General features: G+C 60.9%; 28 protein-coding genes. 21 read left to right on the forward strand and 7 right to left on the reverse strand.

Annotated elements, in window-relative coordinates; translation table 11 throughout:
- The first annotated feature begins 36 nt into the window (after nt 1–36).
- The 4 genes from QN222_RS26230 to QN222_RS26245 all read left to right on the forward strand — a co-directional run bounded on the left by QN222_RS26230 (nt 37) and on the right by QN222_RS26245 (nt 4,701).
- Entirely contained in the window at nt 37–429 is a 393-nt protein-coding gene (locus tag QN222_RS26230) for a hypothetical protein (protein ID WP_283963651.1), read from the forward strand.
- Nucleotides 430–677: 248 nt separating this feature from the next.
- Entirely contained in the window at nt 678–2,351 is a 1,674-nt protein-coding gene (gene fliF / locus QN222_RS26235; RefSeq protein ID WP_180940161.1) for a flagellar basal-body MS-ring/collar protein FliF, read from the forward strand.
- An 857-nt stretch (nt 2,352–3,208) separates the two neighbouring features.
- The gene (locus QN222_RS26240) at nt 3,209–3,946 is read left to right on the forward strand and encodes a transcriptional regulator VisN (protein WP_283963650.1); all 738 of its coding nucleotides are present in this window, start codon (nt 3,209–3,211) and stop codon (nt 3,944–3,946) included.
- Nucleotides 3,947–3,957: 11 nt separating this feature from the next.
- A complete protein-coding gene (locus QN222_RS26245; protein ID WP_283963649.1) occupies nt 3,958–4,701 on the forward strand; it encodes a transcriptional regulator VisR in 744 nt (247 codons plus the stop codon).
- Between the two features lie 28 nt (nt 4,702–4,729).
- On the opposite strand, the gene QN222_RS26250 is transcribed toward QN222_RS26245, so the two are convergent.
- From QN222_RS26250 to motA, 6 genes are all read right to left on the reverse strand, one after another.
- Nucleotides 4,730–5,170 (reverse strand): hypothetical protein, encoded by a 441-nt coding sequence (locus tag QN222_RS26250; RefSeq protein WP_283963648.1) that lies wholly within the window; start codon nt 5,168–5,170, stop codon nt 4,730–4,732.
- A 5-nt stretch (nt 5,171–5,175) separates the two neighbouring features.
- Nucleotides 5,176–6,258, reverse strand: a complete 1,083-nt coding sequence (gene flhB / locus QN222_RS26255; protein ID WP_283963647.1) for a flagellar biosynthesis protein FlhB — start codon at nt 6,256–6,258, stop codon at nt 5,176–5,178.
- A 161-nt stretch (nt 6,259–6,419) separates the two neighbouring features.
- The gene (fliG, locus tag QN222_RS26260) at nt 6,420–7,451 is read right to left on the reverse strand and encodes a flagellar motor switch protein FliG (RefSeq protein ID WP_283963646.1); all 1,032 of its coding nucleotides are present in this window, start codon (nt 7,449–7,451) and stop codon (nt 6,420–6,422) included.
- A gap of 28 nt (nt 7,452–7,479) precedes the next feature.
- Entirely contained in the window at nt 7,480–8,097 is a 618-nt protein-coding gene (gene fliN, locus QN222_RS26265) for a flagellar motor switch protein FliN (RefSeq protein ID WP_283963645.1), read from the reverse strand.
- 57 nt (nt 8,098–8,154) lie between these two features.
- A complete protein-coding gene (locus QN222_RS26270) occupies nt 8,155–9,102 on the reverse strand; it encodes a FliM/FliN family flagellar motor switch protein (RefSeq protein ID WP_283963644.1) in 948 nt (315 codons plus the stop codon).
- A 1-nt stretch (nt 9,103) separates the two neighbouring features.
- Nucleotides 9,104–9,982, reverse strand: coding sequence for a flagellar motor stator protein MotA (gene motA / locus QN222_RS26275; protein WP_283963643.1), 879 nt, complete (start codon nt 9,980–9,982; stop codon nt 9,104–9,106).
- Between the two features lie 184 nt (nt 9,983–10,166).
- On the opposite strand from motA, the gene QN222_RS26280 reads away from it, so the two are divergent.
- From QN222_RS26280 to fliP, 14 genes are all read left to right on the forward strand, one after another.
- On the forward strand, nt 10,167–10,946 hold the full coding sequence (locus QN222_RS26280) for a DUF1217 domain-containing protein (RefSeq protein ID WP_283963642.1): 780 nt from the start codon (nt 10,167–10,169) through the stop codon (nt 10,944–10,946).
- 1 nt (nt 10,947) lies between these two features.
- Nucleotides 10,948–11,670 (forward strand): flagellar basal-body rod protein FlgF, encoded by a 723-nt coding sequence (gene flgF, locus QN222_RS26285; RefSeq protein WP_180940170.1) that lies wholly within the window; start codon nt 10,948–10,950, stop codon nt 11,668–11,670.
- Nucleotides 11,671–11,685: 15 nt separating this feature from the next.
- Nucleotides 11,686–13,089 carry a flagellar protein export ATPase FliI gene (gene fliI / locus QN222_RS26290; RefSeq protein WP_283963665.1) on the forward strand — a complete coding sequence of 468 codons (1,404 nt, stop codon included), beginning with the start codon at nt 11,686–11,688 and terminating at the stop codon, nt 13,087–13,089.
- Between the two features lie 56 nt (nt 13,090–13,145).
- Nucleotides 13,146–13,643 (forward strand): flagellar protein, encoded by a 498-nt coding sequence (locus QN222_RS26295; RefSeq protein ID WP_283963664.1) that lies wholly within the window; start codon nt 13,146–13,148, stop codon nt 13,641–13,643.
- A gap of 223 nt (nt 13,644–13,866) precedes the next feature.
- The gene (gene flgB / locus QN222_RS26300; RefSeq protein ID WP_180940171.1) at nt 13,867–14,247 is read left to right on the forward strand and encodes a flagellar basal body rod protein FlgB; all 381 of its coding nucleotides are present in this window, start codon (nt 13,867–13,869) and stop codon (nt 14,245–14,247) included.
- Between the two features lie 5 nt (nt 14,248–14,252).
- Nucleotides 14,253–14,672: a flagellar basal body rod protein FlgC gene (flgC, locus tag QN222_RS26305; protein ID WP_153438431.1), complete on the forward strand. Its 420-nt coding sequence runs from the start codon at nt 14,253–14,255 to the stop codon at nt 14,670–14,672.
- The gene (locus QN222_RS26310; protein WP_283963641.1) at nt 14,672–15,007 is read left to right on the forward strand and encodes a flagellar hook-basal body complex protein FliE; all 336 of its coding nucleotides are present in this window, start codon (nt 14,672–14,674) and stop codon (nt 15,005–15,007) included. The genes flgC and QN222_RS26310 overlap by 1 nt, the downstream gene beginning before the upstream one ends.
- An 11-nt stretch (nt 15,008–15,018) precedes the next feature.
- On the forward strand, nt 15,019–15,807 hold the full coding sequence (gene flgG, locus QN222_RS26315; protein WP_173510901.1) for a flagellar basal-body rod protein FlgG: 789 nt from the start codon (nt 15,019–15,021) through the stop codon (nt 15,805–15,807).
- A gap of 18 nt (nt 15,808–15,825) precedes the next feature.
- Complete coding sequence (gene flgA, locus QN222_RS26320; RefSeq protein ID WP_283963640.1) at nt 15,826–16,332, forward strand: flagellar basal body P-ring formation chaperone FlgA; 507 nt, start codon at nt 15,826–15,828, stop codon at nt 16,330–16,332.
- Nucleotides 16,329–17,444, forward strand: coding sequence for a flagellar basal body P-ring protein FlgI (locus tag QN222_RS26325; protein ID WP_283963639.1), 1,116 nt, complete (start codon nt 16,329–16,331; stop codon nt 17,442–17,444). Before flgA ends, QN222_RS26325 begins: the two co-directional genes overlap by 4 nt.
- Entirely contained in the window at nt 17,441–17,980 is a 540-nt protein-coding gene (locus QN222_RS26330) for a MotE family protein (protein ID WP_283963638.1), read from the forward strand. The genes QN222_RS26325 and QN222_RS26330 overlap by 4 nt, the downstream gene beginning before the upstream one ends.
- A complete protein-coding gene (gene flgH, locus QN222_RS26335; protein ID WP_180940177.1) occupies nt 17,977–18,687 on the forward strand; it encodes a flagellar basal body L-ring protein FlgH in 711 nt (236 codons plus the stop codon). Before QN222_RS26330 ends, flgH begins: the two co-directional genes overlap by 4 nt.
- A gap of 89 nt (nt 18,688–18,776) precedes the next feature.
- Nucleotides 18,777–19,268, forward strand: coding sequence for a flagellar basal body-associated FliL family protein (gene fliL, locus QN222_RS26340; protein WP_283963637.1), 492 nt, complete (start codon nt 18,777–18,779; stop codon nt 19,266–19,268).
- 50 nt (nt 19,269–19,318) lie between these two features.
- Nucleotides 19,319–20,056 (forward strand): flagellar type III secretion system pore protein FliP, encoded by a 738-nt coding sequence (gene fliP, locus QN222_RS26345; protein ID WP_284005656.1) that lies wholly within the window; start codon nt 19,319–19,321, stop codon nt 20,054–20,056.
- Between the two features lie 163 nt (nt 20,057–20,219).
- Here fliP and QN222_RS26350 read toward each other — a convergent pair whose 3' ends face one another.
- Entirely contained in the window at nt 20,220–22,199 is a 1,980-nt protein-coding gene (locus QN222_RS26350) for a glycosyl transferase (protein ID WP_284005657.1), read from the reverse strand.
- 344 nt (nt 22,200–22,543) lie between these two features.
- Between QN222_RS26350 and QN222_RS26355 the strand changes: the two genes are divergently transcribed.
- The 3 genes from QN222_RS26355 to QN222_RS26365 all read left to right on the forward strand — a co-directional run bounded on the left by QN222_RS26355 (nt 22,544) and on the right by QN222_RS26365 (nt 26,002).
- Entirely contained in the window at nt 22,544–23,488 is a 945-nt protein-coding gene (locus QN222_RS26355; RefSeq protein WP_283961604.1) for a flagellin, read from the forward strand.
- A 291-nt stretch (nt 23,489–23,779) separates the two neighbouring features.
- Entirely contained in the window at nt 23,780–24,724 is a 945-nt protein-coding gene (locus QN222_RS26360) for a flagellin (RefSeq protein WP_283961603.1), read from the forward strand.
- 306 nt (nt 24,725–25,030) lie between these two features.
- Complete coding sequence (locus QN222_RS26365; RefSeq protein ID WP_283961602.1) at nt 25,031–26,002, forward strand: flagellin; 972 nt, start codon at nt 25,031–25,033, stop codon at nt 26,000–26,002.
- Nucleotides 26,003–26,230: the final 228 nt, after the last annotated feature.

Genomic DNA, 26,230 nt, shown 5'->3' on the forward strand with positions numbered 1-26,230 from the left:
GCAATTCCGAATTCGCAGACGACGTGAGAACAGACCATGCAGATCGACCATCAGAGCCATATGCCTCACGCCGAAGAATCCCTGCCCGGTGTGCTGATGCGCATCGTCACAGAGCTCCATGACGTCGCCTATCTCATCGAACGCATCGAGCCGCAGCTCTACGGCAATCGTGGCGTGGCCGCGGCGGACGAGTCCGAGCAGATGATGGTGCTTCAGGGCATTGATCTGGCCGTCCAGAAGACGCGGGGGCTGGCCGAGTTTATCGATACGATCACGGCATCCATCCCCGACACCTGGCTCATCGACGTTACGACTGCGGTCAACCTGATCAAGCTTGCCGATATGAAGAAGGCGTTGAGCAATGGCATGCTGCGCCATGGCCACTCGCAGCCGCTGACGAGAGCCTCCGGCGACTTCGAGGCATTCTGACCCGTAGCCGGCAGTTTCCGCTACATGCCTGGGAAACAACCACGAGGTTGTTTTAGCCGACGCAATGTGGCCTGACCAAGTTCGCGCAAGTTTCGCTGCCTAGCTTCGCATCCGGGGCTGGTAGATTCGCGCGTATTGGACATCGGCTGAGCGCAAGCCGATACCCAGCGAACCCGAATGTTGGATCTGCGCATGGCGCAGGCCGGATGACCGGCTGGCCGTCTTGCGATACTGGGTGCGGAAACAGAATGAATCTGTTCGATCAATTCTCGACGTTCACGAAAAACCTCGGCAGTCTGGGGCAAAGCAAACTGATCGCGCTCGCCGTGGCCGGTATCGTTGCGGTCGGCTTCGTCCTTGCAGCCGGCATCTACGTCAACAGACCTTCTTATGAGACGCTCTATGTCGGCCTTGAGCGCAGCGATGTGACCCAGATCAGCATTGCGCTCGCCGAAGCGAACATCGATTTCGACGTCGGGTCCGATGGCGGTAGCATTCAGGTTCCGGTCGGCATGACCGGTAAGGCCCGCCTGTTGCTCGCCGAACGCGGTCTGCCCAGCAGCGCCAATGCCGGCTACGAACTCTTCGACAATGTCGGCTCGCTTGGCCTCACCTCCTTCATGCAGGAAGTCACGCGCGTTCGTGCGCTTGAAGGCGAAATTGCCCGCACCATCCAGCAGATTTCTGGTATCGCCGCGGCACGCGTGCATATCGTGATGCCGGAGCGCGGAAGCTTCCGCAAGGCCGACCAGACGCCGACGGCATCGGTCATGATTCGCGCGAGCGCAACCGTGGGCCGGAGTGCCGCAGCCTCGATCCGCCATCTCGTCGCATCCTCCGTGCCGGGCCTTGATGTTGACGACGTTACCATTCTGGACTCCACCGGACAGCTTCTCGCCTCCGGCGATGACCCGGCGAACAGCGCACTCAACCAGTCGCTCGGCGTCGTCCAGAATGTCCAGACGGATCTTGAAAAGAAGATCGACAATGCGCTTGCGCCGTTCCTCGGCATGGACAATTTCCGCACGAGCGTGACGGCGGCGCTCAACACCGATGCGCAACAGATCCAGGAAACCGTCTTCGACCCCGAGTCGCGTGTCGAGCGCTCGACCCGCGTGACCAAGGAAGAGCAGAAGTCCAGCCAGCAACAGCCGGACAATGCCGCAACCGTGCAGCAGAACGTGCCCCAAGCCGCACCGCGCGGCGGCGCCGGTCCGCAGTCCAGCGACGAGGCGGCAAAGAAGGAAGAGCAGACCAACTACGAGATCAACAGCAAGACGATCGCCACCGTCAAGAACAGCTATTCGATCGAGCGGCTGTCGATCGCCGTCGTCGTCAACCGCGGTCGTCTCGCGGCAATGGTCGGAGAACCGGCCGATCAAGCAAAGATCGACGCCTATCTCCAGGAGATGCAGAAGATCGTCTCGTCGGCCGCGGGCGTCGACGCCAACCGCGGTGACGTCGTCACGCTGAACGCTATGGATTTCGTCGAGACGCAGCTGTTGGACCAGCCGGTATCCGGCCCGGGCGTCATGGAAATGCTGACGCGCAATCTCGGCGGCATCATCAACTCGCTTGCCTTCGTCGCGGTCGCCTTCCTGGTTGTCTGGATGGGCATGCGGCCTCTCGCTCGCCAGATGGGTTTCGGCGGCAAGGCGGGGCAGCTGGAAGGCGAGGCGGCCGGTCTCGAACTGCCCGACTTCTCGCCGGTCGGCGCCGGTGCCGGGGGTGCGCTCATGGAAGGCTTCGGCGCGGACTTCGGTTTCGACAGCACCGACGACCTGCTCAACCTCGGCGAGGAGGGCAACTTCAACCGGCGCGTCAAGGAAGGACCGGAACGGCGGCTCGCCCGCATGGTGGAGATCAGCGAGGAGCGCGCCGCGAAGATCCTGCGCAAATGGGCCCTCGACCGCGCCGCCTGACGAACATTCGGCAAGGCAACAGACAGTTTGCAGAAAAGTCCCGCCCGAGTGGCGGGATTTTTTAGTGCGGCCGGATCAGTTCGGCCTGCGTGACGCCCCAGAAATCCTCAACGCGAATTGAGGCTATCGCTGAAATATTGGTTGAGTCCGGCGTGTATTGGCGACCGGGTCGGGACTCGACATCAAGAATCCGCCGCCGCCCTCGGAGTCTCGGCCGCAATGTCCGGTATGAAAATTAACAATAAAGCAACCTTTGTAGATTCGCGGCCGCGATCGATGCCCCGCCCGGCGGTGCGTCTACTGATCAGTTCTATGTCCGATGCTAAGTTTTCGGCAAATATAGTTTGGAGGATTCCAAATAAAATCGAAAAGAGGCTGACTTTTATTCATGAAGCTCCTACGCGCAGACTGTGTCGGAATTGGTGCATTTTGGCAACAGGGGCTGAGGTAAAGTAAATTTTGCTTTTATTTTGTTGGCAGCGTTTTGGTAAAAAAAGGGCTTGAGCTCCGCAAAAATCGCGCTCATGCGCAAGTTCAGACGCGCTTTCGTTATGTGTCGAGGAAACGAAATTGCGTAGAAAAATGTTGGATATCAATGCGGTATATTCAATGAGGCTTTTCGGTCCGCCTCTTGCCTGATCGATCGCGGACCAGGTAATCGCAAATGATTTCATCGATCATTGCTGAAGTAAACGGCCAGAGGGGGCCAGTGGTTTTTCCGCAGACGCGATGTAGTGTTTAGGAACTGATTCGCGTCCTGATTTGCGGATGGCGGTGAATATCGGTTCCGGCCGGGCTGTCGGCGGCGATAACAAGCGCATGTCCAGGGCGTCGAATTCGGCACGGGGGCTGAGGCTATGGACATTTCGCAGGCAGGGGCCGTCTGGCCTTTGCAGACGGCTGCGCCGCATAAAAGCGGGCGCGAAATTTCAAGGGAACAATTGATCCGGCGGCTGGCTGAAACCGCCGAGCGCGGGGGGGTTGCAAACGCACTTGCGGCGCTGACCGATTATGTTGGTGCGACCCACTATCTGCTTGCGCGCCACGAGCTCTCCCAGGACGGCGGGCTTGACAGCGTCGTCTGCTCCGATTGGCCGTTTGATGTCGTGCGGCGGCTGGCGGGAATCGTCATGGGCCTGAATGCCAAGACGACCGAACTGGAGAAGTGCCTAGCGGTTCTGCAGCCGTGCTTTCACACTATGCCGGATGATGTAGACCTGCCTCGCGGGGTAAGCAGGGAATACTGCGCCGTTGTTTTCAACGTCGGACGAACGCGGTTCTCGCTGATGCTCCTGTTCCCGGCGGACGTGATCCTGTCGCAGGCGGGGCTGCGTGATATCGCGCTGCTTGCCGCCTATGTCGCAAGCCTCAAGACCAGCGACGATGCGCGGCAAGAGCGCGAATGCGACTTGACCGAGCGCGAGATCGAATGCCTGTTCTGGATCGCCGAAGGCAAGACGAGCGAGGAGATCGCCGTCATTCTCGGCATATCCCGCAACACCATCAATAACTACATCACCAGCGTGATGCGAAAGACTGCGACGCGAACGAGGTCGGAAGCGATCGCCCACGCCGTTCGCAACAATCTGGTTTAGGGGAGGCACCGATGGTTCATTTCGTCACAGGCGGTCGTCCCGACGACGATGGCCGGCTGAGCAGGAATGGGCGAGCTGCGCGCGCGGCGACCCTGGTGACACGGCTGCAGGCGATGCAGCGGCAGATCAACGCGAAGAATTTCGCTGTTCTGCGCGTCAACGGCAGAGGCACGCCGGCGGCGCGCAAGCTAACCTGCGTCCTTCACAATTGGGGTGCCGCATGCGAGGCGAACGCCCGCGATCTCATTGGCGTCTATGGCGAGGAGCTGCTGGCACATCTCGATCGTTCTCTACTGCCGGTCCTGTGGGATGGCCTGGGTGAGCATCAGGCCGCCGAAGCCTCCGATGTCCGCCCGTTCGCGCAGCGGCTGGCGGGACGAAAACTCGCCTATTCTGGGATCGCCTTCCCGGTCCGACTCGGCGCCCAGGGCAACGGCTATGTCGTCTTTACCGGCAGCTATATCGATGCGTCCAGCGAGCAGGTCGTCGATCTGCATGCGCAGAGCTGCCACATCATGACGGATATGCTTGCCGCAGACGAAAGGCGGCTGTTTCAGGCGGAAGCGCTCAGCGACCGCGAGATCGCCTGCCTGCAGATGGCCGGCGATGGGCACATCAGCGAGGAAATCGCCGAAAAGATGGGGCTTTCCGTGCACACGGTCAATGCCTATCTCGGGGCGGCAACGACGAAGCTCGACTCCGTCAATCGCATCCAGGCGATCGCCAAGGCGATACGCCTTGGCTATATCAGTTGACGACTTTGGGCGCGGTGGCCCTTCGGTCCTAGCTCGCGAGTGGAAGGGCGTAGGATTTGACGAATTTCGCCTCTTCGAGGCTTTTCGCGAGGAAGGCGGTGTTTTCGTCCGGATCCGTGGAAGGGTGCTGGAAGCTGATATGGCTGATCTCGACCCCGGCGGTGTCGTTGCCGAGGGTCAGCCGCGCATAGACCGTAACGCCACGCGGCTTCAGTTCGAGGTCGAGAACGATCTCGGGGTTGCTGTCCCAATCCAGATTATAGTTGCCGCCGAGACCGAAATTCACCGTGCCCGGAAGGAAGTAGAGCTCGGCGGCAGACTCGACGAGGTCGGCGAGGCTCGCATGAGACTCGAACCGCAAGAGCGCGATGAAGTCCGCGGCGTCGACCAGACGCAGTTCCGTCGCCACCGGGCGGATTGCTTCCGCCACTAATTGCTCGCGTTTTTCGGAGAATTCGCACTTTTTCATCGAGGTCACGTCACCCGTTTTTGTTGCGGCTGAGCTGCATAAACCCGGTGAATGAGTTCGGCGACCGCCTTGTAAAACACCGGTGGAATGACACTATCCACCGAGACTTGTGCAAACATGGAGCGCGCGAGCGGCGGATCCTCGAAAACCGGAATGCCGTTTTTTTCGGCAAGTTCGCGGATCTTGAGCGCGACCAGGTCCTGGCCCATGGCGACCACGACCGGCGCATCGTTCTCTTCACGAACGTAACGCAAGGCGACGGCATAGTGCGTCGGGTTGGCGATCACCAGTGTGGCGCGCGGCACCGAGGAAATCATGCGCTTGCGCGCCCGGTCGCGCTGAATCGAGCGCAACCGCGACTTGACGATCGGGTCGCCCTGGGACTGCTTGAGTTCCTCCTTTACCTCCTGCTTCGTCATCATGAGTTCCGTGTACCAGTGATGCCGCGTCCAGAAGAGGTCGGCGATCGCAAGCACAGCCGTCGCCAGCAGCACGACGATCATGATCTGCTTGAGATCGGACGTCATCGCCGTGAAAATCGTCACCGGATCGGAGAACATCAGGTCGAGCGTGGCGAAATAGTCGTTCCACAGAACGACGACGACGACGGTCGAAACGACGACGATCTTGAACAGGGACTTGCCGAATTCGACCAATCCCTGCACGCCGTAGATGCGTTTGAAGCCGGCCGCCGGCGATATGCGGTTCATCTTCGGCTGAATGCGATCGAGGACGGGGCGGGGGAGATTCTGGAAGATGGACGATCCGACACCGAAGATGATGAGCAGCACGAAGATCGGGACGAGCAGCGCCCCGGATTTCATGACGATGTGCGAAATCAGCGCGACGACGTCGGTCGAGGTGTCCAGCCGCCAGGCTTCCGGCTGCTCGAAAATGTCCTTGAGAGCCTCGGCGACACTGGCCGCACCATCCGACAGAAAGAAGACGACGAAGATGTAGATCGCGAGCGTCGAGGCGAACACCGTCACTTCGCGGGAAAATGGGACGTTACCCTTGTCGGCGGCATCGGAGAGCTTCTTCTCCGATGGCGCCTCGGTCTTGCTGTCTTTGTCCTGATCTTCCGACATGAAACAGGAAGCTCCCGGCAATTGCCCGATCGAACGTCACGCGATCAGGCAAGCCTGCGGCGACGCTCTCCCGCTGTCGTGAACCGGGAATTTCTGACGCGCAAGGGGGCGACGACGCGGGCGGGGCCGGGTCAACAGGAATTATGGAGTCGCGGCGGGCCTCAGGCGGCCGCCGCTTCCTTGTCCTTGAGCTCCAGCTGTCCGCCGGCGGCAAGGCGGATCGCTTCCTGGGTGATCGACCGTCTGGCGATCGCGATGTCGCGGGGGTTGATGCCGGTGTCGCCGACCGCCAGATCCGATTCGATCATACGGCGCTGGCGGGCGCCGATCGACGCGAGAACCGACTCGCGCAGTTCCGGCGCCGACCCGCGAAGCGCCATCGTGATGATGTCGGTGGAGACATCGTTGAACAATTGTACGCGGCTTCTCTGCGGCATGAAGAGAATGTCGTCGAAGAGGAAGATCTTCGGCCGGACCTTTTTGGCCGAGTCGGTGTTGATCGTCTCGAGCGAGGCGAGCAGCGTGTCCACCTGTCCCTTTTCGAGTTCGTTCATGACCTCGGCGATCTTGGCCGGTCCGGGCGAGTTGCGCTCGGCTTCCATCTCGTCGATCATTTCCATCACGCGCGCCTCGATGATGGCGGCCGCCTTCGGGCTTACGTTCTTTATGTTGACGGCGCGGTTGAGGATATCCGGTCGCTGCGTTTCCGAAAGCTGCAACAGCACCTTGGCGCCGAAGCTCGAAGGCATCATCGACAGGACGTACGCAATCGTCTGCGGGTGTTCCTTGGCAAGCGACTGGGCGACGAGGACCGGATCGCACTCCTGCAGACGATCCCAGATGTTTGCTTCGTAGGACTGGAAGGTGGCGCGGCGGCCGAGCAGGCCGTCGACCTCGTCCGGGGTCAGCCCTTCTTCCAGAATGCTTTCGATCGCGCGGGCATTGTCCATCAGACCCGCACCTTCGGTGAAAAGGTCCTCGAACTCGTTGACGAGCGCTTCGAGTTCGTGGGGAGGGATGGCGCGCAGCGATTGCGCCGCCGCGATGATCGCCTGGAGCTCGCTCTGGGTGAAGAACTTCAAGAGCTTGCCAGCCACGGACTTGCCCATGGCAAGCAATACGGCGGCCGCCTTGTCTGTCTGGCTCAGCGGATGTGCCGGCGTCTGTGCCCCGAAACTTTCGAAATCCATCATGGATTTATCCCTCGCCCATTCATTGGGCCTATGTGTTCTTGCTGCCCTTGATCTCGATGAGCTTGACGCCGAACCGGGTCACGTCGCCCTCGAGTACGGTAATTTCACCGCGGCCGATCACCCGGCCGTTGACCATGATCTCGACCGGCTCTCCGATCTTGCGGTCGAGCGCGATCGTCGCGCCTTCGGCCAGGCCCATGAGCCCGGAAACCTGCATCCGGCTGGTGCCGAGCACGATCTGAACATCGATCGGAATGTCCATGATCAGATCGAGATTGGCCGTCATGCCGCTGCCCGGCGCGGATTCGATTGCCGGCTCGGCAGCGTCGAAGCCGCCACCGCCGAAAGCGCTACCGGCATCGAAGGCGCCGGTCATTCCCGCGTCGGCGAAATCGCCGCCGAAGCTATCCGCCCCGAAGTCGCCACCGAATGCGCCTGTGCTATCGGTCGTGCCACCAAAGTCGCCGCCGAACTCCGTTGCCATGTCCAGCGCGCCGGTGGAGGCGAAGTCCGCGCCAAAATCCGCCGCGGGCTCGCCATCCTTCTTGAGAACGCCGCGCAGGTCGTCGATCGCCTGGTCGAGCTCCGTGTCTTCGACGGCGAATGCGGCCTGTTCTTGGATGGGTGCTGCTTTCTTGGGTGCCATGTGCGAATTATTCCAGTTGAAGCTTGCCTCAGGCATTCTACCGAGAGAGGCGGGCTGTTAGCTCATGATGTGGCGAAGAATGTCCTGTTCGGAACCGTGCGTATCCTTGACCCGGACCGTGTATTTCGCGCCCGAGCGCCCGAACTCGCAGACATAGAGCTCGCGTCCGTTGGCGTTTACGTCCACGCGAACGTCCTGACCGTCATGAAACGGGATCACGTCTCCCGGCTGCAGGCGGCTGATCGTATCGAGTGTCAGGCTTTCCAGCCGGATGCGTGCCTCGAGCGTCACGGCGGAGCGACGAACCTGTTCCTCGATCTGCTCCGTCCATTCCGTCTTGCCTTTATCAGCCTGGTCGGCACCCCTGGGTGGGACGATCTGTGTCTTGAGGAGAACGCTCTGGGGAACGATCACCGAGAAGGTCGACAGCACCGGCCCAAGGCCGACCGTCATATTGATGGAGGCCGCGTAAACATCCTCCATCGTCGGATCGGGTTTGGGGTGCGTTTCGCTGTTGTATGGACGGCCGACGACAGGCTCGAAGCCACCCGGCGCGTTCACCGCCAGGCGCAGCACATCGGCGATCTTTTCGAAGATCGGCACCGCGACGTCGATCTCGATCTGCGACATCGACCGGGGCTCCGGTTCTCCGATGTTCGTAGGCTCGGCGCCGAGCAGGGCTTCGACGAGGGTGATGAGAACCGGGCTGTCACAACCGATCTGGAAATCCTGGCACCAGTTGCGCAGCGAAGCCTCGGTTAGCAGCACGCCGTCCCCAAGGCCCGCAATGAGCTCGTTCCGGAGGCCGGTCTTGAAACCGGCATAGCCGATTGCAATGTCGTGACCGGTCTCGGCCTTATATATGCCCGGAAGCAATTCGCCGAAGACCTGGCCGAGTTCGAGTGCGGTCCGGCCGATGGTCTTGTCGTCGCCGAGTGCGCCGATCATGCGCGCAAGCAGCCTCTTGTCGAATGCGTAGACGTTCGATGCCGTGCTCGGGTTCATGTTATGCCGCCTTGCTTTCGCTGCCGCCGCCCGGGTTCATCATCTCCTGCTCGACCGCGTCGATGGACGGCCGTTCATAGGCGGAGATCGTCTTGCGGCCATATTCGAGGGCGACCTGCGGAACCGAGCCGTTCATGTAGGCAAGCAGCGTTTGCTTGACGATGACGTAGAGGCGGTTCTGTTTCTCGCGCACGGCCTTGATGTTGGCGACAAGCGGGCCGACGACCGAATAGGAAAGGAAGACGCCGAGCAGGGTTCCGACGAGTGCGGCGGCGATCTTGGCCCCAAGCACTTCCGGGGCCTCGTTGATGGCGCCCATCGCCTTTATCACGCCGAGAACCGCTGCGACGATACCGATCGCCGGCAGCGCATCGCCCATGGTCGTCAGCGCGTGATAGCACTTCATCTTGTCATGGGTGATCGTCTGGATTTCCTCGTCCATCAGCGCCTCGATCTCGTGCGAGCGGGCATTGCCGATGATGATCAGTCGCACATAGTCGCAGATGAAGGCGGTCAGTTCCTTGTTCTGCAGGACGGTCGGTGCGGATTGGAAGATCGAGGATTCCTCCGGGTTGTCGATGTGACTCTCGATCTCGTTGCGGGATTTGGTCCTGAGATCGCGCATCAGGCTGTAGAGCACGCCGAGCGTGTCGAGGTAGTGGCGCTCCTTCGGCACCTTGTGCCGGAAGGCTTCGCCAAGCGCCTTGCCGGTGTCTTTCACGACCTTCATCGAGTTGGCCATGATGTAACCGCCGATGCCGGCCCCGCCGATGATCATCAGCTCGAAAGGCTGGTTCAGCACCTCCAGGTGCCCGCCCATCGCGAGGTATCCGCCGAGGATACAGCCGAAGGTCACAAGAAGCCCGATGATGATGTTCATTGTCGATACCTGTCGCGATCGTGGTTTTCAGTTGACGGAATAGGGCTTCATCCTTGCGTGAGGCTGTTCGTAGAGCCCCCTTGAAACCCGCGCGCGGAACAGGTTCGCGCAAGCCAGTCAGGTCAGGATTTGCGACGTCGGGCGAAGTCGCGCCCGGCTTCATTCCGGACAGGGCGACGCGATCGTGACCACGACCTATACGAGCTACAAGCTGATCACCGCCGATCTCACGAAATCGCTGGAGCGCGTTTCCGAGCAGCCGGACGTTGCCCGCGAGACGGAATATTATCTGGCGACGATCGGCAGCATCAAAACCATCGACGATTTCTTCGCCGACAGCCGGCTCTACAACTACGCGATGAAGGCGCATGGCCTCGAAGACATGGCCTATGCGAAGGCCTTCATGCGCAAGGTACTGTCCGAGGGCATCGACAGCGACGACGCCTTTGCCAACAAGCTGACGGATGGCCGTTACAAGGCGCTGGTCGAATCCCTGAATTTTGCCCGCAACGGCGAGGCGGCGAGCTCATTCGATCGCGCGCAAAAGGGTGTTGCCGACAAATACGCCCGCCAGACGCTGGAACAGAATGCCGGCGAGGAAAATGCCGGCGTGCGGCTGGCGCTCTACTTCTCGCGCATGGCGCCGACGATCACCAGCGGATACGCCATCATCGCCGACGAGGCGTTGGCACAGGTCGCGCGAACAGCCCTGCAGCTGCCCGACGAGTTCGCAGCGACCGATGTCGATCGCCAGGCCGAGGCCTATGAGGCGGCGATCGATCTTAAGGACTTCCAGGATCCCGAGAAGCTGGCGGCGTTTCTCGACCGCTTCACCGCGCTTTGGGAAGTCAACAATTCCACGGACAGCTACGATCCGCTTGCGGTCTTCGGTTCATCGAGCGGCTACGGCATTTCCTCCGATCTGCTCCTGTCCATCAACAGCCTGAAACTCGGGGGACGCTGACGTGCAGACCGGTCTTTATGTGGCGATCTCGTCGCAGATGGCGCTCGAAAAGCGCCTGAACACGATCGCCGACAACATCGCAAACTCCGGCACCGTCGGCTTTCGCGGCGCTGAAGTGAAGTTTAACCAGATGCTCGGCGACACCAAGCCGACCAAGGTTTCCTACGTGTCGGAAGGCGAGGAATATCTCAACACCAACACCGGGTCGCTTGCCCGCACCGGCGCCTCGCTCGACTTTGCGATCAAGGGCGACGCCTGGTTTTCGATCGACACGCCCGGCGGGCCGGCCCTGACTCGCGACGGTCGGTTCACGCTGACGGAGACCGGCGAGCTCGTCACCATCAAGGGGTATCCGGTGCTCGACGCCGGCGGCGCGCCGATCCAGCTGAACGGCGGAGCAGGCGAGATCACCGTCGGCGCCGATGGCGCCATCCACCAGAACGGCAATCAGGTCGCTCTGCTTGGCCTCTTTGAGGCGGACTTCAGCAACGGCTTCATGCGCTACGACAATAGCGCCGTCATGCCGGCAATTCAGCCGGAGCCGGTCGTCGACCGTTTCGATGTCGGCGTGATGCAGGGGTTCCTCGAAGAGTCGAACGTCAACGCCATCCAGGAAATGTCGCAGCTTATCATGGTCACCCGCGCCTTCGATAACATCACCGCGCTGATGCGCGACAGCGAGGGATCGCTGGAAGAAGCGATCAAGACGCTGGGCGGCAGCTGATAAATGACGGAAACCATGGAACGCGAGGGCCCCGAGACCCTTGCTGCATCGACATCGCTGGCGGCGCTTGCGGGGCTGGTCGAGCGTTATTCGAAGCCGGAGTTTTCGATCGCGCCGGGCGGTCACGTGCAGACGATCGCGCCCGGGCACTACACCGTTACCGGTCTTTCGCGCCACGTTCGGCTCGGCGACTTCGTCGCGCACAAGAGTGCGACCGGCACCCATCTTGGCGAAGTCGTCCGTGTCGAGCCGGAGCAGGTTGTTGTCTGCCCGATCGAACCCGGCGATCCGATCGGCATTCACGATACGGTCATTCGCAAAGGCGCCTTCCGGATAGCACCCACCGACAACTGGTGCGGTCGCACGATCAACGCCCTGGCGGAGCCGATCGACGGCCTCGGGCCGCTGTTGCAAGGCGACGTTCGCCGCTCGATCTCCAACACCGCGCCGCCGTCCATGACGCGCAAGCGCGTTGAGCACGGTTTCAAGACCGGCGTGCGTGCCATCGACATTTTCTCGCCGCTCTGCCTCGGCCAACGCCTTGGCATCTTTGCAGGCTCCGGCGTCGGCAAATCGACGCTGCTTTCGATGCTGGCGCGTGCGGATGCCTTCGACAAGGTCGTCATCGCGCTTGTCGGCGAACGCGGCCGCGAAGTGCGTGAATTCATCGAGGACACACTCGGCGACAATCTTTCCAAATCGGTCGCCGTCGTCGCCACCAGCGACGAAAGCCCTATGCTCAGGAAGATGGCGCCGCTCACGGCCGTCACGATTGCCGAGCACTACCGCGACAGCGGCGACAACGTGCTCCTCATCGTCGATAGCGTGACGCGCTTTGCCCATGCAATCCGTGAGGTGGCGACGGCCGCGGGTGAGCCTCCGATTGCGCGCGGTTATCCGGCTTCCGTCTTCACCGAGCTTCCGCGCCTGCTCGAGCGCGCCGGCCCCGGCGTCGAAGGGACTGGGACGATCACGGCGATCATCTCGATCCTGGTGGATGGCGACAACCACAATGATCCGGTCGCCGACTCGACGCGTGGCATTCTGGACGGGCACATCGTCTTGGAGCGCAGCCTGGCGGAGGAGGGTCGCTATCCGCCGATCAATCCGCTCGCCTCGATCTCGCGCCTGGCGCGTAAGGCGTGGACTCCGGATCAGGAAAAGCTGGTGGCACGCCTCAAAGCATTGATCCATCGCTTCGAGGAAACGCGCGATCTTCGCCTGATCGGCGGTTACCGACCAGGCGGCGATGCCGATCTCGACATGGCGATCAAGCAGGTGCCGGTCATCTATGAGGTACTCAAGCAGACACCCGGCGAGCGGGCCGCGTTCGACGCCTTCACCGATCTTGCCAATGCGTTGAAGGCGGCCGCGATGGGAAATCAACCGGGTTCCGCCGGCATGCGACCGAGGGGGTAGGGGTGACCGACTACGACGCAGACGAAATCGTTCAGCAGCGCCGTCGCGAGGCAAAGATGCCGCTGATCGACAAGTTCCTGGCCGCCATCGGACTGACGATGGCGGCCTTCGCGACCTTCTTTCCGTGGTACGCCTTCGTCCATCAGGGCGAGTTCTCGATGCCGCGTCTGTGGCAGGGAACGGCGCGCGACTTGCCGGAACGCCCGAGCCGCGATGTGCTGTCCGTTTCGCCCCAGGCGATGAAGGATATGGACAGCGACACGGCCGCCGCCGTGGATCGTCTGACGACAGCGACCGTGCCTGGACTTGGCGATGTGCCCGGTCATGGGCGGCCGGATGCGGAAGCAGGGATGGAACAGCCGTTCCCGGGGCCGTCTGGTTTCAGGCTGATGCATGTCATCAACGGCCGCGCCCTGATCGAGGACGCAAGCGGCATGTATATCGTCCGCGTAGGATCGATCCTGCCTGACAACAGTCGCCTTGCGACGTTTCAGGAGCGCAATGGCCGTTGGGTGATGATCACCTCCAAGGGCGAGATCTACGAAGAGCAGTAGACCGGCGATCAGGAGGATACGGCGGAAAGCGGCAGCGCGCCGCTGCTTTAGCTGCCGACAGCTCGGTTTCTGTGCCGTGCTCGATAATGAGCCGCTCCTGCATGTTTCCTTGAATTGAAGCCGTTTTGGAGCTTGATTGTGGCGCAGCCAGAAATCCGCGCTCCCGACAAGTCCCACGCAAGATTACCTGCCTAGGTTCGTAACCATCAGGCAGGAGCTTTTGATGGAACCGATTCAGCTTTTCGAACTTGCGTCACGCCAGGCCCAATGGCTGACGGTTCGTCAGAACGTCGTGGCGGGCAATATCGCCAACGCCAATACGCCGCACTACCGGGCGAAAGACGTCGAGCCCTTTGAAAGCGTGCTGCAGAACACCGGCATCCAGATGGCCGCGACGCATCGTGCGCACTTCACCGAAAGCCCGGACGCCGCCCAAGTCACCGACGTCAGCATGATCGACGACGTGCAGGTGCAGCAGTCCGGCAACACGGTCGCGATCGAACAGGAAATGATGAAGACCGGTGAGATCAAGCGCGACTACGAGCTCAATGCCGGGCTCGTGAAGGCCTTCCACCGGATGATGCTCATGACGGTACGGAAATAAGAATCATGGATCCTTTGACTTCGGCCCTCAAGGTTTCGGCCTCAGGCCTGCAGGCGGAATCGACCCGCCTGCGCATCGTTTCGGAAAACATCGCCAACGCCCGCTCGACCGGCGACACGCCCGGTGCCGAGCCGTATCGCCGCAAGACCATCAGCTTTGCGGCGGAGGTCGACCGGGCGAGCGGCGCATCGCTCGTCGAGATCCAGCGTCTTGGCACGGACGACTCGAATTTCAACATCGAATTCGATCCCGGCAATCCGGCAGCCGACGAAAAGGGCATGGTCAAGATGCCGAATGTCAACGTCCTGATCGAAATGGCCGACATGCGCGAGGCCAATCGCGCCTATGAGGCCAACCTGCAGACCATCAAGCAGTCTCGCGATCTTATCTCCCAGACAATCGACCTGTTGAGGGCTTCGCAATAATGATCGATGCAATCCAGTCCGTCGGCGCGTTTTCGGCCATGAAGGAGACGGAAGGCACGAGCCTTACCGCTTCCAGCTCGCTCATCGCGCCGGGTGCCGGCGCTTCCGTTCCGCCGTCGCAGAGCTTCGCCGAGGTCCTCGGCAACATGACCACCGACGCCATCCGTTCGATGAAGTCCGCCGAAGGGGCATCGCTCCAGGCCGTCCGTGGCGAAGCCAATACCCGTGAGGTCATCGACGCGGTGATGAATGCGGAACAGTCGCTGCAGACCGCACTCGCCATTCGCGACAAGGTGGTGAGCGCCTATCTCGAAATCGCGCGCATGCAGATCTGAAGGAACGAGACATGAAGGCCCTTTCCATCGCCGCCACGGGCATGAACGCCCAACAGTTGAACCTGGAAGTCATCGCGAACAACATCGCGAACATCAACACGACGGGCTACAAGCGGGCGCGCGCCGAGTTTTCCGATCTGCTCTATCAGACCGAGCGCGCCCAGGGCGTGCCCAACCGCGCCAACCAGGCGATCGTCCCGGAAGGCGCGATCATCGGCCTCGGCGTCCAGACCTCGGCCGTGCGCAACCTCCATATCCAGGGCAGCCTCGTCAACACCGGAAACGACTACGATCTGGCGCTCGTCGGCCGTGGCTGGTTCCAGATCGAGACGCCGGACGGAGAGACGGCCTATACCCGTTCGGGCGCCTTCAACACCAATGCCACCGGCCAGCTCGTCACCATTGACGGCTACACCGTCGTTCCCGGCATCACCGTGCCGCAGGATGCGAGCGAAATCACCTTCACCTCTTCGGGCCAAGTGCTTGTGCGCATCGGCAACAACACGGAACTGCAGGAAATCGGCCAGCTGACGATCGCGAACTTTGTCAACGAGGCCGGGCTCGAGCCGCAAGGCGAGAACCTCTTCAAGCAGACGCCGGCCTCCGGCGAGCCGATCATCGGAACGCCGGCGGATCCTGGCTTTGCCCAGATCAAGCAGAACTATCTCGAGGCCTCGAATGTCGATCCGGTCAAGGAAATCACCGACCTGATCTCGGCCCAGCGCGCCTATGAGATGAATTCCAAGATCATTCAGGCCGCAGACGAGATGGCGGCGACGGTCAGCAAGAACCTCAGGTAACGTGAAACAGGGGCAAACATGATGTTTCGCCGATCCGCCGCAAACAAACCGCTAAACGGTTCCCGGTTTTGGGTGCGAACCGTGGCATTCGCCGCGGCTGTCGCTGCCCTTCTGGCGCCGGCTGCTGTTTTCGCGGAACGGTCGACCGCCGTCATCCCCAAGCAGACGATCTATCCCGGCGAGACCCTCGACGAGACCCTCGTCGAGGTCGTCGACGTGACCAATCCCGACCTCGCGGACGGTTATGTCCGTTCCATCGAGGAGATCGAGGGCAAGGTCACAAAACGAACGCTGCTTCCCGGGCGGGTGATCCTCACCTCGGCGTTGCGCGATCAATACGCCGTCGAGCGCGGCTCGACGGTTCGGCTCGTTTTCAACAATGGTGGCCTGACGATCACGGCGGCTGGTTCGCCGTTGCAGGATGCCGCGGTCGGCGAACTGATCCGCGCGCGCAACGTCGATACCGGCGTCATCGTTTCCGGCACCGTCATGGCTGACGGCACTATCCATGTGGTGGCGAAATGAAGCGGCATATCTGTAAGTTGTTCCTGGCGCTCGTTGCGGCCTTCGCCGCGACGCTGACGCTTGCCCACGGCGCCTCCCGCATCAAGGACGTGGCATCGCTGCAGGCCGGGCGGGACAACCAGCTGATCGGCTATGGTCTCGTCGTCGGCCTTCAGGGAACCGGCGACAGCCTGCGCTCCTCGCCCTTCACCGATCAGTCGATCCGCGCCATGTTGGAGAATCTCGGGATCTCCACGCAGGGTGGACAATCGCGCACCCGCAACGTCGCGGCGGTGCTCGTTACGGCAACGCTGCCGCCCTTCGCGAGCCCCGGCAGCCGCGTCGACGTGACGGTCGGCTCCCTGGGTGACGCCACGTCGCTGCGCGGCGGCACGCTGGTCATGACCTCGCTCTCCGGCGCCGATGGCCAGATCTACGCGGTGGCGCAAGGCTCGGTCGTCGTGACCGGCTTCAATGCGCAAGGGGATGCCGCCACCCTCAACCAGGGCGTAACCACGGCCGGACGCGTGCCGAACGGTGCCATTATCGAGCGGGAGCTACCGGCCCGGTTCAAGGACGGCGTCAATCTCGTACTGCAGCTGCGCAACCCGGATTTCTCCACGGCTGTCGGCATGGCGGCGGCGATCAACAAATATGCCGCCGCACAGTTTGGCGGCCGCATCGCCGAAGCCAAGGATTCGCAGTCGGTGCTGGTCGAAAAGCCCAAGATGGCCGATCTCGCGCGCCTGATGGCCGACGTCGAAAACCTGGTGATCGAAACCGATGTGCCGGCGCGCGTCGTCATCAACGAAAGGACCGGCACGATCGTCATCGGCCAGGACGTGCGCGTCGCCGAGGTCGCGGTGAGCTACGGCACCCTCACCGTACAGGTGACCGAGACGCCGACGGTCGTGCAGCCGGCGCCGTTCTCGCGTGGGGAGACAGCGGTGGAACCGAACACCACGATCGAAGCGCAAGCGGATGGCGGCACGGTCGCGATCCTGAATGGCTCGAGCCTCCGTTCCCTGGTCGCCGGCCTCAACAGCATTGGCGTCAAGCCGGATGGCATCATCGCCATCCTCCAGAGCATCAAAACGGCGGGAGCCCTTCAGGCGGAGCTTGTTCTGCAATGACCGGACACTTGGACGAACTTCTCGGAAAATCGCCGCGCATGCTCGTGATTTCGGCCGCTGGCGCATTAATGCTGGCGCTGCCGGGGGCTTTCGCGCAGGACGTGACGGCGCCGCCGGCGGAAAGCGGCAGCGCCAACGAGATCCAGCAGTTCTGCACCAACATCGCCGATGCAGCGCGTGATCAGCGCTACCTTCTGCAACGCAAGGAACTGGAAACTCTCCAGGCGAACGTCGACGAGCGCATCTCGACGCTCGAGAAGCGGCGCGCGGAATATGAGGACTGGCTGAAGCGCCGCAACGATTTCCTCAAGCAGGCGGAACTCGGGCTCGTCGATATCTACAAGGCGATGAAACCCGATGCCGCCGCCGGCAAGCTCGAGATGGTGCGCCCGGAGATCGCCGCGGCAATCGTCATGAAGCTGCCACCGCGCCAATCCTCGCTGATCCTCAGCGAGATGAGCGACGACAAGGCAGCGGTGCTGACCAACATCATTTCGAGCGCGAGCGATCCCAACACCTCGAAGGAGCCATCATGAGAAAGCATTTTACGGCCGTCTTGGCCGCGGGCCTCCTTGCGGGATGTCAGAACCAGGCGTTCAGGGAGATCGGCCAGGCCCCGTCAATGAGCCCGATCGGCAGCGGCCTGCAATACACGCAGACACCGCAGCTCGCTGCGTATCCAAAGCAGCCGCACCAGATCACGAACGGATATTCGCTCTGGAACGATCAGCAGGCCGCCCTCTTCAAGGACGCGCGTGCGATCAATGTCGGCGATATCCTGACAGTTGATATCAGGATCGACGACAAGGCGACCTTCGACAACAAGACGGATCGCAGCCGCAAGAATTCGAGCGGCTTCAACATCGGGGCCAGCGGCGCGTCGCAGACCAGCGACTTCGAATGGTCGGGCGATCTCAAATACGGCTCCAACACCAAGACGGAGGGCGATGGCACGACCGAGCGGTCCGAAAAGCTGCGCCTGCTCGTCGCCGCCGTCGTGACCGGGGTGCTCGAGAATGGCAACCTCTTGATCAGCGGTTCGCAGGAAGTTCGCGTCAACCATGAACTGCGCATCCTCAACGTCGCAGGCATCGTCCGGCCGCGGGATGTCGACGCCGACAACATCATCTCCTACGACCGCATCGCCGAGGCCCGCATCTCTTATGGCGGCCGTGGCCGCCTGACCGAGGTGCAGCAGCCGCCTTGGGGGCAGCAAGTCGTAGACCTGCTCTCGCCGATCTGATCGGGGCAGAAGACAAATCAAAGTGCCACGACGCCGCCTGTCTCCTCGACTAGCTGTGGCGCCATGGCCAACCGGCACGGAATGGCACGATGGAACAGATCGATAGCGCGCAGTCCTCCAAATCCAAGGTGATGACGATTGCCGCCCTGGTCGTGCTGACCGTCGTCGCCGGCGGCGGCGGGTGGCTCGTCGGCCAGTTGCTGGCGCCGCCGCCCGCAACGGAGAAGGCCGAGGCCGTTGCCGAAGTCGCGCCGAACGCCACCGGTGCCGAGGGGGTTCCGAAAATCGCCACCGAGGCCAATGGTGTCGTGCAGCTGGAACCGATAACGACGAACCTCGCTTACCCCTCCGAAAACTGGGTCCGCCTGGAAGTCGCGCTGCAGTTCAATGGCATCCCGGACGTTGCCTTGGCCGAGCAGATACACCAGGATATTGCAGCCTATCTCAAGACTGTGTCGCTCCAGCAGATCCAGGGGCCGCGCGGCTTTCAATATCTCCGGGATGACATTCAGGAGCGGGTTGACCTGCGCTCCGACGGACGCGTAACGAATGTGATGTTCCGAACCTTCGTCATCCAATGATTCGGTAGCGTCGGGACCTATTCATTCATCCATTTTGTTCAGGCCCCTCGATGCTCCGGATTGCTGCCTTTATAGTCGCCATGGTGGCGATGTCGGGAATTGCCGGGGCGCAAGGCTTTCCCGCCGACATTCTGAACACGCCGGTCGATGGCTCTGTCGCATCGTGGATCATTCGCACCTTCGGCCTCATCACCGTTCTGTCGGTGGCACCCGGCATTTTGATCATGGTGACGAGCTTCCCGCGCTTCGTCATCGCCTTCGCAATCTTGCGGTCGGGCATGGGACTGGCAACCACGCCGTCCAACATGATCATGGTGTCGCTCGCCCTGTTCATGACCTTCTATGTGATGGCGCCGACCTTCGATCGCGCCTGGCGCGAAGGTATCGACCCGCTCCTCAAGAATGAAATCTCGGAAACCGAGGCCATGCCGCGCGTGGCGGAGCCGTTCCGCGAATTCATGCTCGCCAATACGCGCGACAAGGACCTGCAGCTCTTCATCGATATCGCCAAGGAAAAGGGCCAGACGGTCGTGGTCGACGACAAGGTCGATCTCAGGGCCGTCGTGCCGGCCTTCATGATCTCGGAGATCCGCCGCGGCTTCGAAATCGGCTTCCTGATCATGCTGCCGTTCCTGGTGATCGACCTGATCGTCGCGACCATCACCATGGCGATGGGCATGATGATGCTGCCGCCCACGGCGATCTCGCTGCCGTTCAAGATCCTCTTCTTCGTGCTGATCGACGGCTGGAATCTGCTCGTCGGCAGCCTGGTGCGGTCCTTCACCTGACCTGCTCGGCGACAATCGAGTAAGACCGGGGCCGCTGCGTCCTGCGGGACGCGCGCAAGTTCTTGCGAAATGCACGCCGCTGACTGGTATGGCCATCGTTGAATGGAAAAGAGGCAGTGGAACCGCTGCCTCTTTTCCATTGGGCGTTTTCTGCAGTGCCGATCTATCGCTCGAAGGAGGCCTCGCGCGGCGGAAGGGCGGGAACATCGATGTGATCAGGCGGCAGCTTCTGCTTGGCGCGATCCACCATCATCTCGTAGCCGTGCTCGAGGTGCCGGCAGAAGCGCTCCGCGTCGAACAACGGCATCCGGAAGCGGTTTTCCGAGAGCGCCTTCCTGTATTCGGCGATTTTCTCGCGGTTCTCATAGAGTGCGACCGCTTCGTCCACATAGGCTTCGGGCCCAGGCGTCACCAGCTCCGGCAGCCCGATCGCGTTGAGCAGGCTTTCGCTCACGCGCGAGGCGAAGTTGGTACCCGTGAAGGTGAGCACCGGCAGACCCGCCCAGAGCTGTTCCGAAGTGGTCGTGTGGCCGTTATAGGGATAGGTGTCGAGACCGAGATCGGCGGCGGGCAGGCGGTTGATGTGCTCCGCATAGGCGGTCTTGCTGCACAGGATGATGCGTTTCGAGGCGATACCGCCGCTCTGGAGCTTGCGCAGAATGTTGGCCTGCGCGTCCCTCTTGCACATGAGCCACAAGACGCTGTCCGGTGTTCGGCGAAGGATCTCAATCCAGAGATTGATGGTCTGCAAAGAAATCTTTCTGCTGGCGTTGAATGACGCGAAGACGAACGCGTCGTCCGGAAGGCCGAGGTCCTTTCGCGCGATGCCGTAAGGCCGAGGACGGTAATAGGGGTCGTTCGGCTGGTAGGTTTCCGGCAGCCGGCAGAACTTCTCATAGTAGTGCTTTTGGCTTCCCTCAGGCAGTACGTGCGGGTCGCCGATAACATAATCGACATCGATATTTGTCGTGGTTCCCGGAAAGCCGAGCCAGGAGACCTGAACCGGTGCAGCCTGATGGTTAAGGATCTTCAGGCGGTTATCGAGCGTGTGGCCCTTCAGGTCGACCAGGATATCGATGCCTTCTGTGCGAATGACGCTGGCTGCCGCCTCATCGGACAAATCGTTGATGCGGATAATTCGTCCCCAATTGCCGCGATTACCCCGGTCGCGGGCCAGATTACTCTCCTTGGTATGGCAGAAGAGCGTGACCTCGAATTTTTCCGGATCGTGCAGTTCCAATACGGCCTGCAGGAGCTTCATTGTTGCATGCTGATCCCAGAAGTCCGCCGAAAGATAGCCGATGCGGATCTTTTTCGCCCATTGATGCGGCATGTTGCGCCGCGCCTCGGTAATTGCGGGAGCAAAGGGTTGGCTCCTTGCGCCGGCCCAACGGTTAAGCTTTTCATCGCCGCACCACGTAACGTGGTAGTAGGGGGATTCGGCCGCCAGGATCTCGTACTTTGCGGCATCCAGCGCTTTCTGGACATCCGGATAGTACTTTTCGATCTCGGCGTAGTCGTTGGTCTCGCGGGCGAAGACGAGATAGGCTGCCCGTAGCACAGTGCTCTTTGGATTTTTCCTAAAGAGATTCACGACTGCATCGCGATCCTGCGCGTCGTCGATATCGGCCGTCAGAAGTTTGAAGGCAAGGGATTGATGCTGGATATTTGCGCTGGTGGAAAGCGGCGCCTTGAACAGGCCGAGAATCTCCTTCTGGTCCCGCTTCAGGAAAATGGACGCGATGATGAACGCGATTTCCGCGTCGGTTTTCGCCTTTTCGAGAAGCGGGAGGCCGATGCTCAGCGCCTCGTCCTCGTTGCCGCACGCAAAATGCAGCTTCATCGCTTCAGTTAAGTAATGCTCCGAACGTGAACCCTTTTCCTCGCCGGCCAACTGATAGGCGCGCGCCGCGTCGGTCTTGAAGCCGAGTTTTAAAAGAACCTTCGCCAGCAAGACGTAGGTCTTGGCCTCCCTGCTGATGTTCATGAGGTGGTTAAGCTGGTCGAGCGCCTCGGTGTACTGGCCTTTCTGATATTGCCGGGAGGCGTTCGTGAAGAGGGCATGCGCGTTCAAGTTCGGCTCCGTCGCATAGTTCGGATCGCGGCCGGCATTCTGCCGCTCCGGTCCTGATTCGATCGACATGTTTCACGCAACAGTGTCGTCCTCGGACCTTGCCTCAGGCGTGACTCCAAGACTGATTGGCCTGCACCTCCGGCTGCGACTTTCGATCTTGCACACGCAAGAAAAGCTACATGAGATCAAATATTTAACCATATGTTAAGCATGAACGGAGTCATCTGGAACAGTCGCCCGCATTTAATGAATTCGCAAGTATTGGCCTCGATATTCGTCTCCACATGACGGGTTTGGTTTCTTCCAAGGATGTTTGTTGGAACCGAGAGGCATGAAGCCGGTCCGTCATCACCGGTAGTGTACGCAGTCCGGTATGTCCCCCAACAGTATTCAGTAAAAAAGGGACAACTCAAATGACCAGCATCATGACGAACTCTTCGGCAATGGCCGCAATCGCGACCCTGCGCTCGATCAATTCCTCGATGGAAACGACCCAGGACCGCATCTCCTCCGGCTATCGCGTTGGTTCGGCCTCTGACAACGCCGCCTACTGGTCGATCGCGACCACGATGCGTTCGGACAACAAGGCGCTTTCGACCGTTCAGGATGCCCTCGGTCTCGGCGCTGCCAAGACCGACGTTGCCTATACGGCAATGAAGTCCTCGATCGACGTCGTCGACGAAATCAAGGCGAAGCTCGTTGCCGCCAGCGAACCGGGCGTTGACAAGGGCAAGATCCAGAAGGAAATCAAGGAGCTTCAGAACCAGCTCGTCAGCATCGCGAAGTCCGCTTCGTTCTCCGGCGAAAACTGGGTCTACAACGACAACAACAACGCCGCCGGCACCAAGTCGATCGTCGGTTCGTTCAACCGCGACGCAAACGGCAATGTCAGCCTGACGACGCTTCAGTTCGACACGACCAAGAGCTCGCTCATCGAAGTCGACTCGGCTGGCGACTATGTCACCAACGGTTCGGGCCTGCTGTCGAGCGACCTCGAATACACCGACACCGACGGTACGACGACGGTCACCTTGAGCTACAACCTGCTCGAGATGGACATCAGCAGCATGACCGAGGGTGACCTGGCCGAGGCCATCTCCGGCGTCGATGCCGCCCTGCAGACGATGACGGATGCAGCCTCCGATCTCGGCGCGCTCAACAGCCGCGTCGACATGCAGAAGGACTTCGTTGCCGATCTGATGGACTCGATCGAACAGGGTGTCGGCAAGCTCGTCGATGCCGACATGAACGAGGAATCGACGCGCCTGAAGGCCCTGCAGACCCAGCAGCAGCTCGGCATCCAGTCGCTGTCGATCGCCAACAGCAACTCGCAGAACGTCCTGTCGCTGTTCCGCTAAGCGAGTTTCCCTTGGGGCGGGCGACATCTGCACCCCGCTACAGACAATCGAGGCCGCGTTTCGCAGGAAACGCGGCTTCTGCTTTTGGGTCGATGGCGTTGCTCAAAAAATTCTGACGGAACAAGGATCCGTTTCAGGCTTCGTTAACTATGTTGGTGTTTGCTGTGGCCATCGAGACGGCGGGTTAACCAACAAGATTAACGCGTTAGCAGGCATGAAGCTGACCGCCGTTTCCCGGTAATCCCGGAATGTCCCTTTTTCTTTCAACTGTCACCAAGGGGCACTCAGCCAATGACAAGCATCATGACGAACACCGCCGCAATGACGGCGCTCGCAACCCTGCGTTCGATCAACTCCTCGATGGAAACGACCCAGGACCGGGTTTCCTCCGGCTATCGCGTTGGTGCCGCGCAGGACAACGCCGCTTACTGGTCGATCGCAACCACGATGCGTTCGGACAACAAGGCGCTTTCGACCGTTCAGGATGCCCTCGGCCTCGGCGCCGCCAAGACCGACGTTGCCTACACCGCAATGGAATCCTCGATCGACGTCGTTGATGAAATCAAGGCAAAGCTCGTTGCAGCCAGCGAGCCGGGCGTCGACAAGAGCAAGATCCAGAAGGAAATCACCGAACTTCAGAACCAGCTGATCAGCATCGCCAAGTCCGCTTCGTTCTCCGGTGAAAACTGGATCTACAACGACAACAACAACGTTGCCGGCACCAAGTCGATCGTCGGTTCGTTCAACCGCGACGCAAACGGCAATGTCAGCCTGACGACGCTCCAGTTCGACACGACCAAGAGCTCGCTCATCGAAGTCGACTCGGCTGGCGACTATGTCACCAACGGTTCTGGTCTGCTTTCGAGCGACCTCGAATACACCGACACCGACGGAACGACGACGGTCACGTTGAGCTACAACCTGCTCGAGATGGACATCACCAGCATGACTGTTGGCGATCTGGCCGAAGCCATCTCCGGCGTCGACGCTGCACTGCTGACCATGACCGACGCGGCTTCGGACCTCGGTGCGCTTAACAGCCGCGTGACGATGCAGAACGACTTCGTTGCCGATCTGATGGACTCGATCGAGAAGGGTGTCGGACGTCTGGTCGATGCCGACATGAACGAGGAATCGACGCGCCTCAAGGCCTTGCAGACGCAACAGCAGCTCGGCATCCAGTCGCTGTCGATCGCCAACACCAACTCTCAGAACATCCTGTCGCTGTTCCGTTAATCGGAACGAGCTACAGCTTAAACCGACAGGAAGGCCGCGCCGCTCGACGAGCAGCGCGGCTTTCCGCTCTCTTGCCTGCCAAGTGTTTGGTTAAGGTCTTGTCCATCTTCGTTTATTTTCGTTTATTTTTATTACTTACTCGTAAAGCGCGTTAACGCTTTGTTAACCATCAAATCGTTACATCTTCGTTAAGAGCGAGGGGCCGCCTCTTCAGGGCAAATCAGGGGCGGTTCGCATGACGCTGGTCCCGTCGCCGCCGGTGCACTCCGGAATGTCCTTTGCAAAATCATTCAGGGCAAACGATCTATGACCAGCATCATGACCAATGCCGCCGCCATGGCGGCGCTCCAGACATTGCGCTCGATCAACAGCAACATGGCCGAGGTGCAGAACCGGATTTCCTCCGGCTACCGCGTGCAGACCGCCGGCGACAACGCGGCCTACTGGTCGATCGCAACGACCATGCGGTCCGACAATGCGGCCCTTTCCACCGTTCAGGACGCACTTGGCCTCGGCGCCGCCAAGGTTGATACCGCCTATGCCGCCATGGACACGTCGATCGATGTGATCAGCGAGATCAAGGCGAAGCTCGTTGCTGCGCGCGAGCCTGGTGTAGACAAGCTGAAGATCGACAAGGAAATCAGCGAGCTCAAGAACCAGCTCCTGTCCGCGGCGCAGTCCGCATCCTTCTCGGGCGAGAACTGGCTCTACAATTCCAACGCTGCAGCGGTCGGAACCAAATCGATCGTCGCGTCCTTCAACCGCAGCGGCAACGGCAATGTCTCCGTGACGACGCTCGACTTCGACACGGCGCAGTCGATGCTGATCGACACGGCTGATGCCACCCGAGGCCTGCTGACCAACAGCTACGACGCCGATCAATTGCAGGCCACGCCGTCAGGCACCGCAAGGCTCTTCCACCTCATCGTTGCACCCCCGGCCACGCCTGTCGCCGGGAGCACAGAGATCAAGCTGACGGGAGCGACGACGAGCGCGCAGCTGGACGACATGATCCGCGTCGTCGACAAAATGTTGAGCAAGCTCACGGATTCCGCCTCCACGCTCGGGGCGATCACCACCCGCATCGACATGCAGGAAAGCTTTGTCGCGAACCTGATGGACGTGATCGACAAGGGCGTCGGACGCCTGGTGGACGCGGACATGAACGAGGAATCGACGCGGCTCAAGGCTCTGCAGACGCAGCAGCAGCTCGGCATCCAGGCGCTGTCGATCGCCAACACCAACTCCGAGAACATCCTGCGCCTCTTCCAGCAGTAAGCGCTGGTGTCACCCGCGCGACGCGCAAATGACGTCGCACTCCGTCCGCTTGCACGAAAGTCAGCGGCGTCGCCTTCCGCCGTGCCGCCGGTCATCGGCATCGGCGGAAACCGTTGGACCGCGCTACTTGCCCTGGCGCGGTCCAACCATTTTCGCGCAAGTTTGACCGAATAGCCTCCCATCGCAGTCTAGAGCATCCCGCTTTCAAGTGGGAATCATTGAAGGCGG

The organism is Sinorhizobium sp. 6-70, from assembly GCF_030124375.1.
GTDB lineage: Bacteria > Pseudomonadota > Alphaproteobacteria > Rhizobiales > Rhizobiaceae > Sinorhizobium.